We start from the raw sequence: 15,250 nt of genomic DNA, 5'->3' as shown, positions 1-15,250 counted from the left end.
GCATAAACTGCAGTAGTGCTGATCGGGGAGCTGGCGCGCGCGAGCGGCGTCACCGTCCGGGCCTTGCGCTATTACGAGCAGCAGGGCCTGCTTGAGCCGGAACGGGCCGTCAACGGGTACCGGCATTACGACGGCAGCGCGGTGGCCAAGGTCCGCAACATTCAGCTCCTGCTGTCGAACGGCTTCACCGCCCAGGACGTACGCGGCTTCCTGCCCTGCCTGGACGATGGCGAGGTGTCGCTGGGACCGGCCTGTCCGCCCAGTGTGGAAGCGGTGAGCAGGAAAGTCGCGGCTCTGGAGGAGCGGATCGCCGAGCTGAGCGCCGTACGAGATCGGCTCGTGCAGGCTCTGACCGGCAACGCGACGCCTCGGCAAGCGGCTCTGAACGGCAACGCGACGACGCGGCAACCCGGCACCATCGCTCGCCACCCCGCCTACACCCGCCGCACTCACGATCAGGAGACCAGCTGAGGTGACGGGCGGTCGGCGCCTTGGCCGCAGTGGCGGCACTGGCCCCGGCGGCGCAGGTGGTAGGCGAGGGCCGCCGCTGCCAGCGCTCCTCCCCAGACCGGCCACAACGTCTCCGGCAGCCAGGCGCCCCACTCCGACATGGAGAACCGGCCCGCGATCGCCCCACGGATGTACGTCATGCCGGCCACCGTGATGATGATCGCGACCAGCGTCGCCGGGATGATGGCGAGCAGCGGCGGCACAAGCCTGCCCCTCAGGCCGAGGATCCAGCGCGGGAAGACCTCGCCCCAGCGCTGCGCCAGCCCGAGAGTGAGCAGGCCGCCGCCGGCGCCAAAGGTGGCGAGGTAGGCACCGGCCAGCCAGATGCCGGGAGCATCGCGTGCGCCTTCAACGAGGAACTCCTTGCTCACCCCCAGCGGGACGCCGAGCGCCCAGCACCACCGGGTCGCGCAGTAGACCAGCGGCACGGTGGCGGCGATGTAGACGGCCCGGTGCCCCCACCGAGCCGCCGCCTCGGGCGCGGTCCAGCCGTCCTGGCCGGTACGCCCGCACGTACGGCAGGCGTCACGGCGACGCCGCTGATAGGCGAGCGCCGCGGCGGCCAGCAGCAGTCCGCCCAGCACGCACACGAGCTGGTTGACCACCGGCCACGGCCAGGCATCGGCCAGGGTGGTGTCGCCCACGTTCAGGTCGAAGAGCGGCGCGGCAACCAGCAGCGGTGAATAGGCCACGCCCATCATGAGGCGGGAGTCGGGGATCACGACGATCAGTACTGCCGCCATGGGCCAGGCCAGGAGCAGGGGTGTGAGAGAGGCCGGACCGCGTCCGCGTCCGGTACGGGTCAGTGTCAGTGCGAGGATCGCGCCGAGCGCGCCGAACGCGGCGATCCACCAGCCGCCGGGCCGTGGGGTGGCGCCGGCGAGGATGGACAGCTTCCCGTCGAGATCGGGGTCGGAGGCGCCCCAGGGGAAGCCGGGCGCGCCGAGCGCCCAGGCCGCGCCGAGCAGGCCGTAGCTCAGAGACCACAGGGCCGCCGCGTAGGCCGACCACGCGGGCCAGCGCGAGATCAGGGATCGTGGGGTTGTCGTTGCCATACGACCAGCCTGCTGGCCTGGGTCGACGCGGCCCATGTGCCGTTCGGCCGATCTTTGCCCTGTTCGGGGGTTGCGGGTATGCCATTCGGCAGAGGCGGGCGCCGTAATGCCCAGAACCGCCATCGTACAGAGGCTGGTGGAGCTCGTGTCAGGCCCTCGACGCGTAGTGAGCGTCGAATCCGATGTCGGTAACCCTTTCGCCTGGACCAACGTGGATGCTTTCCCCCTCACATCCGCTTTCTCGCCAAATGTTGTGTGCGAACAATGTGTTGTTGATCACCGATCTGGCGGCGAATGAGCTACCGAGGCAAAGGTGAAGTGGAACTGACCGATTAACATCCAAAGTTCCGTTGAAGTCGGTGTCGTCGTAGAAGCACAGCCTGGACTGGGGACATGCTGCAGCGGTACGCGGCGAGGGGGCCGCCGTTGACACCGCCGAAGCGGACGACGTGATGCAGAGCCCGCCGAGCATGGTGACGACGGGCAGGAGCACCAACATCGTGGATCTGCGCATCTTGCTCTCCAATGCAGTCCCGGGGGTCATCCGCCGAACTGGCGGTGATCCGCCCTGTCAGCCCCCACAGTCACCCGGGCAGCGTGCGCGACGGCATCCCCAAACCTCGGGGTTGCCGCGGAAGACCCCAACCGCGGTTCAGCGGCGGTCTCGGCGCATTTCGTGGCGTTGCCGCAGATAGAGGCCGAGCAGCAGCCCCACCCCGACCGCCACCACGGCCACCGTCAAGCCGTAGATCCCCCAGTATCGGCCGGCGAACATCGACACCCGCGCATCCACCTCATGCGCGTTCACCCCGAAAAAGGTGAGCACCAGGGTCACCGGTATCGCCACCGTGGACACGAACCCGACCGCCACCGTCCACCGCAGCCGCCGGTCCTCGTCCGCCCGCCGCTCCAGGCTCTCGATCGAGGTCAGCTCGGCCCTGATCGCCCGGGCGAGCCGTTCGAGCATGCGTGCCACGTTCTCCGCCTTGCCCACCAGCCCCATCGTCGCGTACAGGGCGTCGTGGTAGCCCGCCACCCGCAACGACGGCACCATCATCCCGAGGTCCGCCGTCGCCTCGACGCTGTAGCTGAGGTCCAGCTCCAGGTCGCCGAGCTGGTCGGTCAGTGACTCCAGGCTCCGCCGCCGCTCCCGCGTGTCCTGCCAGCCCCGGTCGCGGCCGCGGAACGCCTCCACCGCCTGGTAGGCCACCGACCGGATCTCGCGCAGCCGCGCCGCGCTCGCCACGCCCTGCACGGCGGAGAGGAAGATGCCGTCCTCCACGTACTTCGGCTGGCCGCAGAGCACGCTGACGTACGGGCCCACGGCGGCGGTCGTCTCCGGGCGCCGGTTCAGCTCGCTCGGGTACGTGATCGTGCTGAACTCTTCGCGCTCCGGGAGATCACCACGGTAGATCACCCGCTTGACCAGGTCGTCGGACGTCTCGGGCGGAAGCTGGGAGCTGAAGGCGAGCTGGTGGCGTTCGGGGAAGAACCCGCCGGTGCCGCCCGCCAGCTCCGCGGCCACATCCTCCAGCGAGCGGCCGTCGATCTTCAGGTCGGCGTAGAAGCAGTCCTCCAGCAGATCGACCGTGTCGGCCAGCTCGTCCTCGACGTCCAGGGTCAGCACGGCCACGATCTGCGTGGACGGCACCGCGAACAGCCACAACCGGGCACTCGCGAGCGGCCGGTCCCAGCTCTCGAACTCGACCTTGTGATGGTCGAGAGCCAGCTTGTGCAGGACCTGAGGGGTCGCCGAGCCGGTGAAGTAGGTTTCCGGCCGCCCGAGCCGTGGCCGCTCGCCCGCCGGCGCCACCTTCCCGCCGTCCGTCACGTGCCAGGGTGTGGCGAAGATGTTGGTGAGTCGTACGCCCTGTTCTGGACGGATGCCGAACAACGTCACGATCTCGAGGGTATCGCGGGGTTCAGCCGCCCCCCACGACAGCCGCGCGACAGGGGCGCGACAGGGGCCGCTTGTTATCCTCAACGAGCCACAAACCCCCCGTCTCCCCAGGAGTAGCACCATGGACGTGTTGCGGGTTGTCTCGCTGATGGCCGCCACGATGACGATGGGGCTGGTGGCCGGTGTCTTCGGCCTTTACGCGCACACCGTCATGCCCGGCCTGGCCAAGACCGACGACCGCACCTTCGTCGGCGCGTTCCAGGCCATGGACCGGGCCATCATCAACCCGTGGTTCATGGGCGGCGGCTTCCTGGGCGCGCTGATCTTCACCGTGGTCGCCACGATCACCCACATCGGGCGGCCCGAGCTGCCGTGGGTCGCGGTCGCGCTCGTCCTCTACATCGTCACGTTCGTCATCACGATCGCGATCAACGTGCCGCTCAACGACGCGCTCAAGGCGGCCGGCGACCCCGACTCCATCGCCGACCTCGCCGCGGTCCGCGCGCGGTTCGACGAGGCCCGGTGGGTGGGCTGGAACCTCGTCCGCGTTCTCGGCTCCACGACCGCCTTCGGCCTGCTGGCCTGGGCGCTCGTCGTACACGGCAAGTCGAGCTGATCAAAGCGGAATCCGCCCTGAGCGGCGGCGCCCGAGAGTAATCTTCCGGCAACAGCCAGTTGCCAGGAGGCCCCCACCGTGTACTCCTCCCCCGCCCGGCAGCCGTTGACCGACGAGTCGATCGATCGGCTTCTCGAGGGCGTGGCCGAGATCGCCGAGCATGCCGTGACCGACCACGCCACCGCGGAAAAGCACTACCGCGACTCCTACAGCCTCGCCGAACGGGTGCGCCAGCAAGACTCCTCGTCCGGCCGGGTGGTCGGCGGGACGAGGCTCGAACCGCTGGTGTCGCTCATCGTCCAACGGGTGCTCCTCGCCGAGAGCATGGTCGACGAGCACGAGGAGGCCGCCCAGAAGTTCATCGCCTGGTGGGTCGACCTCGCGGTCTGCGCGGTGATGGCGCTGCTCACCGGCGTTCCGCTGACCCGTGGACGCGCGGCGGCCGGCGATCCGAGCTCGTGCATGTGCCCGGCCGAACTCGCCTGTCTGCCCCCCATACCCGAAGACGACCGCCGGCTGGCCGAGCTCGCCGGCAGCATGGATCAGTGCTGGACGCCGGAGGGCATCCCGGTCGGCGGCAAGGCGTTCGCGGCGGAGCTCGGGCTGATCCTCCAGCGTGACCATGAGGGCAATCCGATGCTCGTCGAGGACGGGACTCCGGAGGGGCGGCGGCAGCGCCTGTGGGGCGAGATGTGGCGTAAGCACCGGATGCCGCTCCTGCCGGAGAGCGACGACCTCGTCCAGGCCCTGACCGCCGCCGGTGTCGCTCCGCCCATGGTGGACAACGTCCGCTTCGCCTCCAGGGCCGTGGAGATCGCCGTCGCGGCCAAGGAACGCGCCTGGGAGCTGTCCGATGAATGGGACGGTGCGCAATCGTCAGAAGAGAGCGACCTCGTCGACTCCCTGTGGGAGCAGGCGGATGAATTGCCCCATCTGCTCACCGCCTACGCCCGCGTCCTGACCGCGCTCCTGCCCACGCTCCGCGCGCTCGGAAACGTGCCCGAAGAGCGCCACGACTGACCGAAGAAGGGGCGGGCGGGTGCTACGTGTGCGGGCGAGTGCTACCCGCGAAGGACGGCGGCCAGTTCCGGGATGCGGGCCCGGTAGCCGTCGAGCAGCTTGCGCGCCGTGCCGACCGAGTCGACCAGGGGGTGCAGGGCGAACGCCTCGACGGCCAGGCGGGACGAGCCCGACAGGGCGGCCTCGATGGTCGTCTGCTCGACCGCCTTCACCTGCTGGACGAGCCCGAGGAAACGGCCGGGCAGCGGGCGGGTGGCCAGGGGCCGGACTCCGGAGCCGTCCACCGCGCAGGGGATCTCGACGACCGCCTCCGCGGGCAGCCCGGCCACCGCGCCGCCGTTGCGGACGTTGAGGATCATGGTGGAGGGCTCGCCACGCGCGATGGCGCCCACCAGGGCGAGCGCGATGCCTTCGTAGCCGCCCGCCTCCAGGTCGACGGCGTCGCGCTCACCGGCGTCGGTGATCTCCCGCGTATCCGCCATGTACGACTCGTCGCGCTCCTTGCGTGTCCTGCCCCACTCGGCGAGGGCCTGCTCGGGCCGGGCGCGTACGGCCTCGTAGAAGCGATCCTGCTGCCCGAGCAGAGACTCGCCACGGGTCTGCCCGGACATGGCGGCGACGGATTCGCGGGTGAAGTAGTAGTAGTACAGATACTCGTTGGGCAGCGCCTCCAAGGTCCGTACCCAGTCGCCGCCGAAGATCCGGGCCTCCTCGACCCGCCCCAGCGCCGCGTCGTCGGCGAGCAGCTCGGGCAGCACGTCACGGCCCTGGTAGGTGAGCCCGCGCAGCCAGCCGAGGTGGTTCAGCCCTACATAGTCGGGCGACACGCGGGACGGGTCGAGCCCGAGGGCGGCGGCGGCCCGGCGGACCAGCCCGATGGGCGAGTCGCAGATGCCGATCACGCGGTCGCCGAGCACGCTCCGCATGGCTTCGGTGATCATGCCGGCCGGGTTGGTGAAGTTGATCACCCATGCCTGGGGCGCGAGGGCGGCCACCCGTTCGGCCACGCGTACGGCGACCGGAATCGTGCGCAGGCCGTAGGCGATGCCGCCGGGCCCGGTCGTCTCCTGACCGAGCAGGCCCAGCTCCAGGGCCACCCGCTCATCCGCGGTGCGGCCCGCCAGCCCGCCGACGCGCATCGCCGAGAAGACGAAGGTGGAATCGCGCAGCGCGGTGTCCAGGTCTGTAGTGGTCAGCACCTCGGGCGGGTCGTCGTGCCCGGCGGCGAGCTGTTGGAGCACGTGCCGGATGGCCGCCAGGCGGTCGGCCGACACGTCGTACAGCATCACCTGCTCCACGCGCGGCTTCGCGGTGTCGCGCAGCAGCGCGCCGTAGACCAGCGGGACCCGGAAGCCGCCACCACCGAGCACGGTCAGTCTCATGGAAACCCCTTCACACGACCTGCACTTCGGCACCCGCGGCCGCGCAGTTGCGCAGCGTCGTCTCGTCGGCGCCCGCGTTCGTGACCAGCACGTCGATGTCCTCCGGACCGCACACCCGCAGCGCGCCGGTGCCGGGGAACTTGTGCCGGTCCACGAGTAACACCACCTGGCCCGCCGCCGCGATCATGGCGCGCTTCAGCGGCACCTCGGCGAGCGTGGTGTCGACGAGCTGGCCGTCCGGACGTACGCCGCTCACGCCCAGGAACACCCGGTCGGCGCACACCTGGCGCAGCGCCTCCTCGGTCAGCACGCCCACCAGCGAGTGGTACGGCCGGCGGACCATGCCGCCGAGCAGCAGCAGCTCGACCGCCGGGTCGGCGCGGAGGACGTCGAGGACGGCGAGGCTGGAGGTGACCACGGTGACGCGGCGGCCACGCAGCCGGCGGGCCAGTTGCATGGTCGTCGTCCCGATGTCGAGCAGGACCACGTCGCCGTCGCGGACGAGCTGCGCGGCGCGCCCGGCCACCGCCTCCTTGTCCCGCTCGTCGACCACCGCCACCTCGGCGAAGGGCCGGTCGGCGTCGGCGTCGACCTCGGCGAGAGCGCCGCCGCGCACCCGCCGCAGCGTGCCGTCGCGGTCGAGCACCTCAAGGTCGCGGCGGATGGTCGACGGACTCACGCCGAGCTGGCTGGCCAGATCGCTCACGCTCGTGGCGCCTGAGAGGCGGACCCGGCGCATGATCTCGGCATGCCTGAGGCGCTGAAGCACGCGGGAATCGTATCAGTCATATCTGTTCATGTGTGAGCATCATTGACCAAAACCTCGCGCAAAACACTTGAAGTGCGCGAGCAAACATGCAAGATTGCGCACATCTCGCTCTGCCGAGGAGGACTTGTTCTGTGTCTGCCCAGGCGTATGACCCTCTAGCCGATCAGCGAACCCCGGAGGGGCCGCAGTTCGACGTCTTCTTAGCGGGCACGGTCTTCCTCGACATCGTGTTCACCGGGCTGCCCGCCATGCCCGCGGCCGGCACGGAGATCTGGGCCGACGGCATGGGTTCATGTCCGGGTGGCATCGCCAACCTGGCCATCGCGACCAGCCGGCTGGGTCTGCGCACCTCGCTGGCCGCCGCGTTCGGGGACGACGACTACGCCGACTTCTGCTGGCGTACGCTCGCCGAGCAGGAGTCGGTCGACCTGTCCAGGTCCCGGCGCTTCGAGAACTGGCACTCGCCGGTGACGGTCTCCATGGCCGTCGACCGCGACCGCAGCATGGTGACCCACGGCCACTCCGCTCCCATGGCCGCCTCGGACATGATCGGCGCCCCGCCCCGCTCCAGGGCGGCGATCGTGACGCTGTCGGCCGAGGAGCCGCTCGGCATGCCCGGCAAGTGCAACTGGGCCGAGAAGGCGCAGCTCGACGGCGCCCTCATCTTCGCCGACGTGGGCTGGGATCCCTCCGGCACCTGGTCGGCCGCCCTGCTGGAGCAGCTCGCGGTCTGTCACGCGTTCATGCCCAACGCGGTCGAGGCCATGGCCTACACCGGCACCGACAGCCCGCGGGACGCGCTGTACGCGATCGCCGACCGGGTCCCCCTCGCCGTGGTCACCGACGGGGCGAACGGCGCCATGGCCATCGACTCCCTGACGGGTGAGGAGGCGTTCGTCCCGGCTCCGCGGGTGACCGCGCTGGACCCGACCGGCGCGGGGGACGTCTTCGGCGCGGGCCTCGTGCTCGGCACCCTGTGCCACTGGCCGCTGGCCGATCGGCTGGCGTTCGCCGGGGTCTGCGCGGCGCTGGCCGTACAGCAGTTCGGCGGCTCGCTGGCCGCGCCCGGCTGGGGGGACATCGCCGACTGGTGGCACGAGGTGCGGGCGGCGGCCGGCCACAGCGGCGCCTACGGCGACTCGCTGGCACGCCGCTACGGCTTCCTCGACAAGCTGGTGCCCACCGACCCGGTGGGCGCGGTACGCCGGGCGGCCGCCACCATCGCCCGGCAGGCCGACGTGGGAATGGCGCCGCGGACGCCGGGTAAGCCACCGGCCAGGACCGCCGCCGAGGCGTCCGGCGGGCCTGAGGGCGCCACGGCCGACGGTCCACCCGACGAGCCCGAGGGTCCGAGCACGTCCCGCGTGCCTGCGCAAAAGGAGTAACGCCATGATCCCCCCAACGCCTCGCACGCGTGCCGTACTCGCCGCCACCGCCGTGGCCCTCGCCGCGACCGCGTGCGCGCCCGGCTCCTCGGCTCCACCGCCGGCCGCCTCGTCGGCCGCGCCCAGCGCGGTGCGCACCGACGCCGCGGCGCTCGGCAACGTGACGCTCACCATCTGGGACCAGGAGGTACGCGGCGGGCAGGCCGCCCAGATGAAGCAGCTCAACGCCGCGTTCGAGGCGAAATACCCCAACATCAAGCTCAAGCGGGTCTCCCGCTCCTTCGACGACCTCAACACCACCCTGCGCCTGGCGCTGAGCGGCAACGAACCGCCGGACGTGGTGGAGGCCAACAACGGCCGGTCCTCGATGGGCGCGTTCGTCAAGGCCGGCCAGCTCCGTCCGCTGAACGCCTACGCCGAGGCGTACGGCTGGAAGAAGCGCTATCCGGACTCCGTCCTGCGCTATTCGAGCTACAGCGCCGACGGCAAGGTGTTCGGCGAGGGCAACCTGTACGGCCTGCCGCAGGTCGGCGAGGTCGTCGGCATCTACTACAACGCCGCCAAGCTGACCAGCCTGGGCCTGCAGCCGCCCAAGACCTGGGAGGAGTTCCAGGCCGCGCTGGCCAAGGCCAAGGGCGCCGGCGAGGTGCCCATGCAGCTGGGCAACCTCGACAAGTGGCCGGCCATCCACGTGTTCGGCACCGTGCAGGGCCGTAACGTTCCGGCCGCCCAGATCAGCACGCTGGCCTTCGGCCGCAAGGGCGCCTCCTGGAACACCCCCGAGAACACCAAGGCCGCCCAGCAACTCGTCGACTGGGTCGACAAGGGCTACTTCAACAAGGGCTTCAACGGCCAGGGCTACGACCCGGCGTGGCAGGCGTTCAGCAAGGGGACGGGCGTCTTCCTGATCGGCGGCACCTGGCTGATGGCCGACATGGAGAAGGTCCTGGGCAAGAACCTCGGCTTCATCCTGCCGCCCGGCGCCACACCCGACGCGCCGCCCGTCGCGACCGGCGGCACGGGCCTGCCGTTCGCCATCACCGCCAAGAGCCCCAACCCCGACGCGGCCGCCGCGTACATCGACTTCATCACCAACGCCGACGCCATGAAGGTGCTCACCGCCACGGGCAACCTGCCGGTGGCCGACACGGACCAGCAGAGCGTGCCGGCGGGTGCGCAGCAGGACGTCTTCAAGGCGTTCGGCACCGCGACCAAGAACGACGGCCTGGTGCCCTACCTCGACTACGCGACGCCGACCTTCGCCGACACGCTGGGCGCGGCGCTGCAGGACCTGCTGGCCAAGAAGGCGACGCCGCAGGAGTTCCTGGCCACGCTGGAGAAGGACTACAAGACCTTCGCGGAGAGCAACGGGTGAGCGTGGGCCGACCTCCCGGGGAGCCCAGACGCGTCGCCTACCTCTACATACTTCCGGCATTCGTCATATACGCGGCGTTCCTCCTTTATCCAATCGGCCGGGCGGTACAGCTGTCGCTGTACAACTGGGACGGGCTGTCCGTCGGCACCTGGGCTGGATTGTCCAACTACGCGGCGATCGTCGCGGACGAAGGGCTCCGCGACGCCTTCGTCCACGCCCTGGTCCTCGTCGGGTTCTACGCCCTGGCGCCGCTGGCCATCGGGCTGATGCTGGCCGCGATACTCAACCACGCCAAGGTGCGCGGGCTCGGGTTCTTCCGGACGGTGGTGTTCCTGCCGCAGGTGGTCGCCATGGTCGTGGTGGCCGTCGCCTGGCGGCGCGTGTACGCCCCGGACGGCACACTCAACGGCCTGCTCGGCGCGCTCGGACTCGACTCGCTCACCAGGGGCTGGCTGGGCGACTACACCTTCGCGCTGCCGGCGGTCGGCGTGGTCGGCACGTGGTTCGAGACCGGCCTGGTGACCGTGCTGCTGCTGGCCGGGATGAGCCGCATCCCTTCGGAGCTGTACGAGGCGGCGCGGCTCGACGGGGCCGGGGCGGTCAAGGAGTTCTTCGCGGTCACGCTGCCCTCGGTGCGCGGGGAGATCGCGGTCGCGCTGACGCTGACCGTGATCGCCGCGCTGCGGACCTTCGACCTGGTCTACATCACCACGCGCGGCGGTCCCGGCACCTCGACGTCGGTGCCGTCGTACGAGGTCTACCACCGCGCCTTCGGGCTCAGCCAGATCGGCTCGGCGGCGGCGATCGGGGTCACCCTGACGGTCGTCATCTTCGCGATCTCGTTCATGATCAACCGCTTCGCGGACAGGGGGGCCTCGTGATCTCACGCGGGGAGCGGCTGGCCAACTACGTCATCCTGTCGGCGTTCGCCGCGTTCGCGCTCTTCCCCATCCTGTCGATCCTGTTCGCCGCGCTCGGCCCCGACGACAGCGCCGACGCCACCGGGCAGGGGCTCAGCGTGGCGGGGTTGCACGTGGGCAACTTCTCGGCGGCGTGGGAGATCGGGCGGTTCGGCACTTACCTGCGTACCAGCCTGATGGTGTCGGCGTTCGTCGTGGTCGTCAGCGTCGTGCTGTCCATCATGAGCGGGTACGCCTTCGGCACCATGCGCTTTCGCGGTCAGTCGGTGCTCTTCTACCTGTTCATGCTCGGGATCATGATGCCGAGCGAGGCCATCGCGGTGCCGCTCTACTTCGACCTGCGTTCGCTCGGCCTCATCGACACCTTCTGGTCGGTCGCGCTGCCGCAGGTCGCGCTGTCGGTGGCGTTCGGCACGTTCTGGATGCGGGCGTACTTCCGCGCCAGCAGCCGGGCGATCGTCGAGGCCGCCCGCATCGACGGCGCCTCGACCTGGCGCATCCTGTGGCAGGTGCTGGTGCCCCCGGCCCGGCCCGCCGTCGTGACCCTGACCGTCCTGGTCTTCATGTGGACGTGGAACGAGTTCCTCATCCCGTTGATCATGGTGACCAGCGAGTCGCTGCGGACCGCGCCGCTCGGGCTGGCCTTCTTCCAGGGCCAGTACACCTCCGGCTTCACCCTCCTCGCCGCCGGGTCGGTCATCGTCGCGACCCCGGTGGTGATCTTCTACCTGTTCCTCCAGCGTCACTTCGTCCGCGGACTGCTCCAGGGGGCGGTCCGCGAATAACCCCCCGGAGGTTCCCTTGAAGAGGTCGCTCTACGCGCTGGTAGCGGTGGCCGCCGCGCTGGCTTTCGTACCGGCGGCGCCCGCGCTGGCCGAACATGCCCCCGCTCCCCCGATTGACCTCGACGCGCTGTTCGTCGGCGCCCATCCCGACGACGAGGCGTTCAGCCTTTCCACGCTCGGCCAGTGGAACGAGGACCACCGGGTCCGCACCGGCGTCGTCACCGTCACCCGGGGCGAGGGCGGCGGCAACGCCGTCGGGCCGGAGGAAGGCCCGGCACTCGGCCTGCTGCGGGAGGCCGAGGAGCGGACCGCGGTCGGCAAGGCCGGTGTGCGGGAGGTGTTCAACCTCGACGACGTCGACTTCTACTACACGGTCAGCGCCCCGCTCACCGACCAGATCTGGGGGGACGACACCCTGGAGAAGGTCGTACGGGTCGTCCGCCAGACCCGGCCCGAGGTCATGCTGACCATGGACCCCGCCCCCTCCCCCGGCAACCACGGCAACCACCAGCAGGCCGCCCGGCTGGCCGTCGAGGCGTTCTACGCGGCGGCCGACCCGAAGGCGTTCCCCGAGCAGCTCACCCGTGAGGGGCTGCGGCCCTTCGCACCCGCCCGGCTGTTCCTCGGCGGCGGGCGCGGCACCTCCCAGGTCGGTCCGGCCTGCGCCGCGACGTTCCGCCCCACCAACCCGGCCCAGAACGTGTACGGCGTGTGGAGCGGACGCCCCTCCCAGAGCCAGGGCGGCAAGACCTGGGCCACCATCGAGCGCGAGGCCCAGCGCTCGTACGCCTCCCAGGGCTGGGCCGTCTTCCCCGACGTGCCGTCCGACCCGGCCCAGCTGGGCTGTGACTTCTTCACCCAGGTGGACTCGCGGGTACCCTTCCCCGAGCCGGGGAGCGCGGCGGCGGCCGCGCCGACGGCGATCCTGGACGGCGCGCTGACCCGCGCGGCCGGCACCGTGCCGCTCGGCACCCTGCTCGACCTGCGGCCCAGTACGTTCGACGTCCGCCCGCGAACGGCCTTCACCGTCAAGGTCACCGCGACCGCCCCATCTGGCGAACCGCTCGGCCGATCGTCCGCCGCGCTGCGCGCCCCCCAGGGCTGGGTGGTCAGCGGCTCCGGTGACCTCGGCAGGATCGCCCAGGGGCGTACCGGATCCGCGACCTTCACGGTGACGCCACCCCAGGGCGTGAGCGCCGGTGACCGGGTTCGCCTGGCGGCCACGCTGACCACCGAGCATGGACGCGGTTACACCGACCGGCAGGTCGAGGTCAGCCCGGCCGTACGAGGTGGGCAGCAGTTGCTCCCCCAGGTCGCCCAGTACGAGAAGTGGACCGCCGAACTCGGCGTACCGCAGCTGCGTGGCCTGGTCACGCCCGTGCTCACCCTCCCGTCCGGCGGCTCCCGCCAAGTGGGCGTCGTGGTCACCAACGTGAGCGGCACCACCCAGTCCGGCACCGTACGGCTGGACCTGCCCGCGGGCTTCACCGCCGACCGAGCCGAGGCGCCCTACAGCGGGCTGGCGGCCGGGGCCTCGACGACGGTGCCGTTCACCGTCACCAACTCCGACCCCGCGCTGAAGACCTCGAACCAGGGCGGCGACTACGCGTACACCATCACCACCACCAGCGCGGACGGCTCGTCGGTGAGCAAGCCCGCGCTCGAACTGGTCCCGGCGGCGGCCATCCCGCAGGCCACGGCGGCGCCGGCCGTCGACGGCGTGGAGGGCGACGGCGAATACGCCGGCCCCGCCCTCGACATCTCCCGCCTGTGGGAGGGCACCGCGTGCTCGTCGGCCGCGGACTGCTCCGGCACGGCCAAGGTGACCTGGCGGGACGACACGCTGTTCCTGATGGTCCACGTGAAGGACGACGTCGTCGGCACCCGCCTGCCCGCCTCCGACTGCAAACGGCACTGGCGTACCGACTCGGTGGAGGTGACCCTCGACCCGCGCGGCACGTCGGAGAACACCTCCACGACGTTCAAGGCCGCGGTGCTACCGGTGACGGCCGAGGGGCCGCCCTGCGCGCTGCGCGACGCCGACAACCACCAGGGACCCGCCACCGGCATGCGGGTGGCCTCGAAGGTCTCCGCCGGGGCGTACGACGTGGAGATGGCCATCCCGATGGAGACCCTGCCGGGTGCGGTCGATCCCGCGCATCTCGGGCTCAACATCCTGGTGTACGACTCCGACACCCAGGACAAGACCGGCCAGACCCGGATCGGCTGGTCGACCTGGGGCGGCGTACAGGGTGACCCGTACCGGTGGGGCGTCGCGACACTGCCCGGCTACCAGCCGCCGGCCGATCGGCCGACCACCCCGCCCGACCCGGTGATCCCCGACACCGGGCTGTCCAGCCTGGACTCGCCGCAGTCGCTGGAGCAGGCGGTCCGCGTCCACCTCCCGCTCGCCGGCGGTCCCGCGGCGACGGAGTCGGAAAGCGGCCGGGTGGTCTCCGCCACGAGCGGACGGAACGCGGTGAAGGTGACGCTGCGCGCCAACGCCGCCGGTAAGGCGCACCTGTTCGTCCGCGACGACCAGGGCACGGCGGGCGGCCGCGTCGTCACCGTCTCCGGTAAGGGCACCACGACCGTGACCGTACCCCTGACCCGTGCGACGGGCGGCCACCCAACAGTGGTGGCGGGATGGCAGGCCACGAGCGGCGGCACGCTGGCCTCACAGGTCCGCGTGCGCTGACGACTCCGGCGTCCGCATCGTCGAACCCCTCGTCTCGACGATGCGGACGCCGGGCTTCGGGACGATCCTCTGTCCCTTTGATGTCGTCTAGATGTCGTCGGCCTTCCAGTGGGTCAGGCCGTAGGTTTCCGCGATGGGGCGCCACGCCTCGACGAATCGGGCCTTCGCCGTCTGGGCGTCGCCCGATTTGTCGAGTCCGCGCTGGTAGTCGGGATCCGCGGCGATGGGTCCTGTGCAGCCCTTCGCCAGGTGGCGCCGGGACCAGGTGAGGAAGGCGGCGTCGGCGGAGTAGGAGGCGTGGAGCGCGGCGACGAGGGACTCCTTGAGCGCCGGTCCCTCCGGCAGGGCGGTCAGGTCGAGTGCCTGGGCCATGGTCAGCTGGTCGCGCCGGTTGACGGTGATGTTCTGGATGGCGTTCACGCCGCTCCGCTCGCATTTGCTCGCGCGGGCGATGGCGCCCGACAGGCTGGCGCGGGTCGAGTGGCTGTTGGTCAACAGATCATCCAGACCGGTGGCCTGCCGGGCGGCCTGGTCGGTGTCGGCCGCCGGCGCTCCGGTGTCGGTCGCCGGTGCTGAGGTCGCGCCGGTGGCATCGGTGAGCACGGGCACCTCGTCCTGCCGCGCCTGGGTGTCTCCTTCACCGGAGGGCCAGGGGAGACCGGAGGCGAGCCACCAGACCAGCCCGAGGGCGAGCGCCGGCAGGATCAAGCCGAGGAAGACCAGCGACGTCCAGGGCCGCGGCCGATCCCAGGGGTCCCATTCCCCACCGTCCGCTGGCGCCGGTGGCTCCGCGAGGGCCGCTCCACACCTCGGGCACCGGTCGAGGTTCCCGGCG

The 15,250-nt window shown here is 70.9% G+C and carries 14 protein-coding genes; 8 read left to right on the top strand and 6 right to left on the bottom strand.

The genetic code is table 11. The annotated features are described in order from the left end of the window. Positions 1 to 15 precede the first annotated feature (15 nt). The gene (locus tag ACGFJ2_RS07680) at positions 16 to 471 is read left to right on the top strand and encodes a MerR family transcriptional regulator (RefSeq protein WP_357941844.1); all 456 of its coding nucleotides are present in this window, start codon (positions 16 to 18) and stop codon (positions 469 to 471) included. Here ACGFJ2_RS07680 and ACGFJ2_RS07675 read toward each other — a convergent pair. The 3 genes from ACGFJ2_RS07675 to ACGFJ2_RS07665 all read right to left on the bottom strand — a co-directional run bounded on the left by ACGFJ2_RS07675 (position 456) and on the right by ACGFJ2_RS07665 (position 3,465). Continuing rightward, a complete protein-coding gene (locus ACGFJ2_RS07675) occupies positions 456 to 1,565 on the bottom strand; it encodes a hypothetical protein (protein ID WP_393465814.1) in 1,110 nt (369 codons plus the stop codon). The genes ACGFJ2_RS07680 and ACGFJ2_RS07675 overlap by 16 nt on opposite strands. 148 nt (positions 1,566 to 1,713) lie before the next feature. Continuing rightward, positions 1,714 to 2,037 carry a peptidase inhibitor family I36 protein gene (locus tag ACGFJ2_RS07670; protein ID WP_357943098.1) on the bottom strand — a complete coding sequence of 108 codons (324 nt, stop codon included), beginning with the start codon at positions 2,035 to 2,037 and terminating at the stop codon, positions 1,714 to 1,716. A 180-nt stretch (positions 2,038 to 2,217) separates the two neighbouring features. Next, positions 2,218 to 3,465, bottom strand: a complete 1,248-nt coding sequence (locus ACGFJ2_RS07665; protein WP_393465811.1) for a hypothetical protein — start codon at positions 3,463 to 3,465, stop codon at positions 2,218 to 2,220. Positions 3,466 to 3,586: 121 nt separating this feature from the next. Between ACGFJ2_RS07665 and ACGFJ2_RS07660 the strand changes: the two genes are divergently transcribed. Both ACGFJ2_RS07660 and ACGFJ2_RS07655 read left to right on the top strand, forming a co-directional pair. Further along, positions 3,587 to 4,081: a DUF1772 domain-containing protein gene (locus tag ACGFJ2_RS07660; protein WP_357941838.1), complete on the top strand. Its 495-nt coding sequence runs from the start codon at positions 3,587 to 3,589 to the stop codon at positions 4,079 to 4,081. A 78-nt stretch (positions 4,082 to 4,159) separates the two neighbouring features. Further along, a complete protein-coding gene (locus ACGFJ2_RS07655; RefSeq protein ID WP_393465809.1) occupies positions 4,160 to 5,101 on the top strand; it encodes a hypothetical protein in 942 nt (313 codons plus the stop codon). A 41-nt stretch (positions 5,102 to 5,142) separates the two neighbouring features. Here ACGFJ2_RS07655 and ACGFJ2_RS07650 read toward each other — a convergent pair whose 3' ends face one another. Together ACGFJ2_RS07650 and ACGFJ2_RS07645 are read right to left on the bottom strand one after the other, a co-directional pair. After that, entirely contained in the window at positions 5,143 to 6,483 is a 1,341-nt protein-coding gene (locus ACGFJ2_RS07650) for a 6-phospho-beta-glucosidase (RefSeq protein ID WP_358177165.1), read from the bottom strand. A 10-nt stretch (positions 6,484 to 6,493) separates the two neighbouring features. Beyond that, on the bottom strand, positions 6,494 to 7,252 hold the full coding sequence (locus ACGFJ2_RS07645; RefSeq protein WP_357941832.1) for a DeoR/GlpR family DNA-binding transcription regulator: 759 nt from the start codon (positions 7,250 to 7,252) through the stop codon (positions 6,494 to 6,496). A gap of 131 nt (positions 7,253 to 7,383) precedes the next feature. Between ACGFJ2_RS07645 and ACGFJ2_RS07640 the strand changes: the two genes are divergently transcribed. Genes ACGFJ2_RS07640 through ACGFJ2_RS07620 form a run of 5 tightly spaced genes read left to right on the top strand, consistent with a single transcriptional unit; the run spans position 7,384 to position 14,415 of the window. Beyond that, entirely contained in the window at positions 7,384 to 8,637 is a 1,254-nt protein-coding gene (locus ACGFJ2_RS07640) for a PfkB family carbohydrate kinase (RefSeq protein WP_393465806.1), read from the top strand. A gap of 4 nt (positions 8,638 to 8,641) precedes the next feature. After that, on the top strand, positions 8,642 to 10,012 hold the full coding sequence (locus ACGFJ2_RS07635) for an extracellular solute-binding protein (RefSeq protein ID WP_358177162.1): 1,371 nt from the start codon (positions 8,642 to 8,644) through the stop codon (positions 10,010 to 10,012). Then, positions 10,009 to 10,893, top strand: coding sequence for a sugar ABC transporter permease (locus ACGFJ2_RS07630; RefSeq protein ID WP_358177159.1), 885 nt, complete (start codon positions 10,009 to 10,011; stop codon positions 10,891 to 10,893). Before ACGFJ2_RS07635 ends, ACGFJ2_RS07630 begins: the two co-directional genes overlap by 4 nt. After that, positions 10,890 to 11,717: a carbohydrate ABC transporter permease gene (locus ACGFJ2_RS07625; protein ID WP_357941824.1), complete on the top strand. Its 828-nt coding sequence runs from the start codon at positions 10,890 to 10,892 to the stop codon at positions 11,715 to 11,717. Before ACGFJ2_RS07630 ends, ACGFJ2_RS07625 begins: the two co-directional genes overlap by 4 nt. Before the next feature lie 16 nt (positions 11,718 to 11,733). Next, complete coding sequence (locus ACGFJ2_RS07620) at positions 11,734 to 14,415, top strand: sugar-binding protein (RefSeq protein WP_393465801.1); 2,682 nt, start codon at positions 11,734 to 11,736, stop codon at positions 14,413 to 14,415. A gap of 87 nt (positions 14,416 to 14,502) precedes the next feature. Here ACGFJ2_RS07620 and ACGFJ2_RS07615 read toward each other — a convergent pair whose 3' ends face one another. After that, positions 14,503 to 15,123: a hypothetical protein gene (locus ACGFJ2_RS07615; RefSeq protein WP_357941819.1), complete on the bottom strand. Its 621-nt coding sequence runs from the start codon at positions 15,121 to 15,123 to the stop codon at positions 14,503 to 14,505. Positions 15,124 to 15,250 lie beyond the last annotated feature (127 nt).

Origin of the sequence: Nonomuraea sp. NPDC049028, from assembly GCF_043197735.1 — a bacterium.
GTDB lineage: Bacteria > Actinomycetota > Actinomycetes > Streptosporangiales > Streptosporangiaceae > Nonomuraea.
This window is presented reverse-complemented; position numbering and strand designations above follow the sequence as displayed.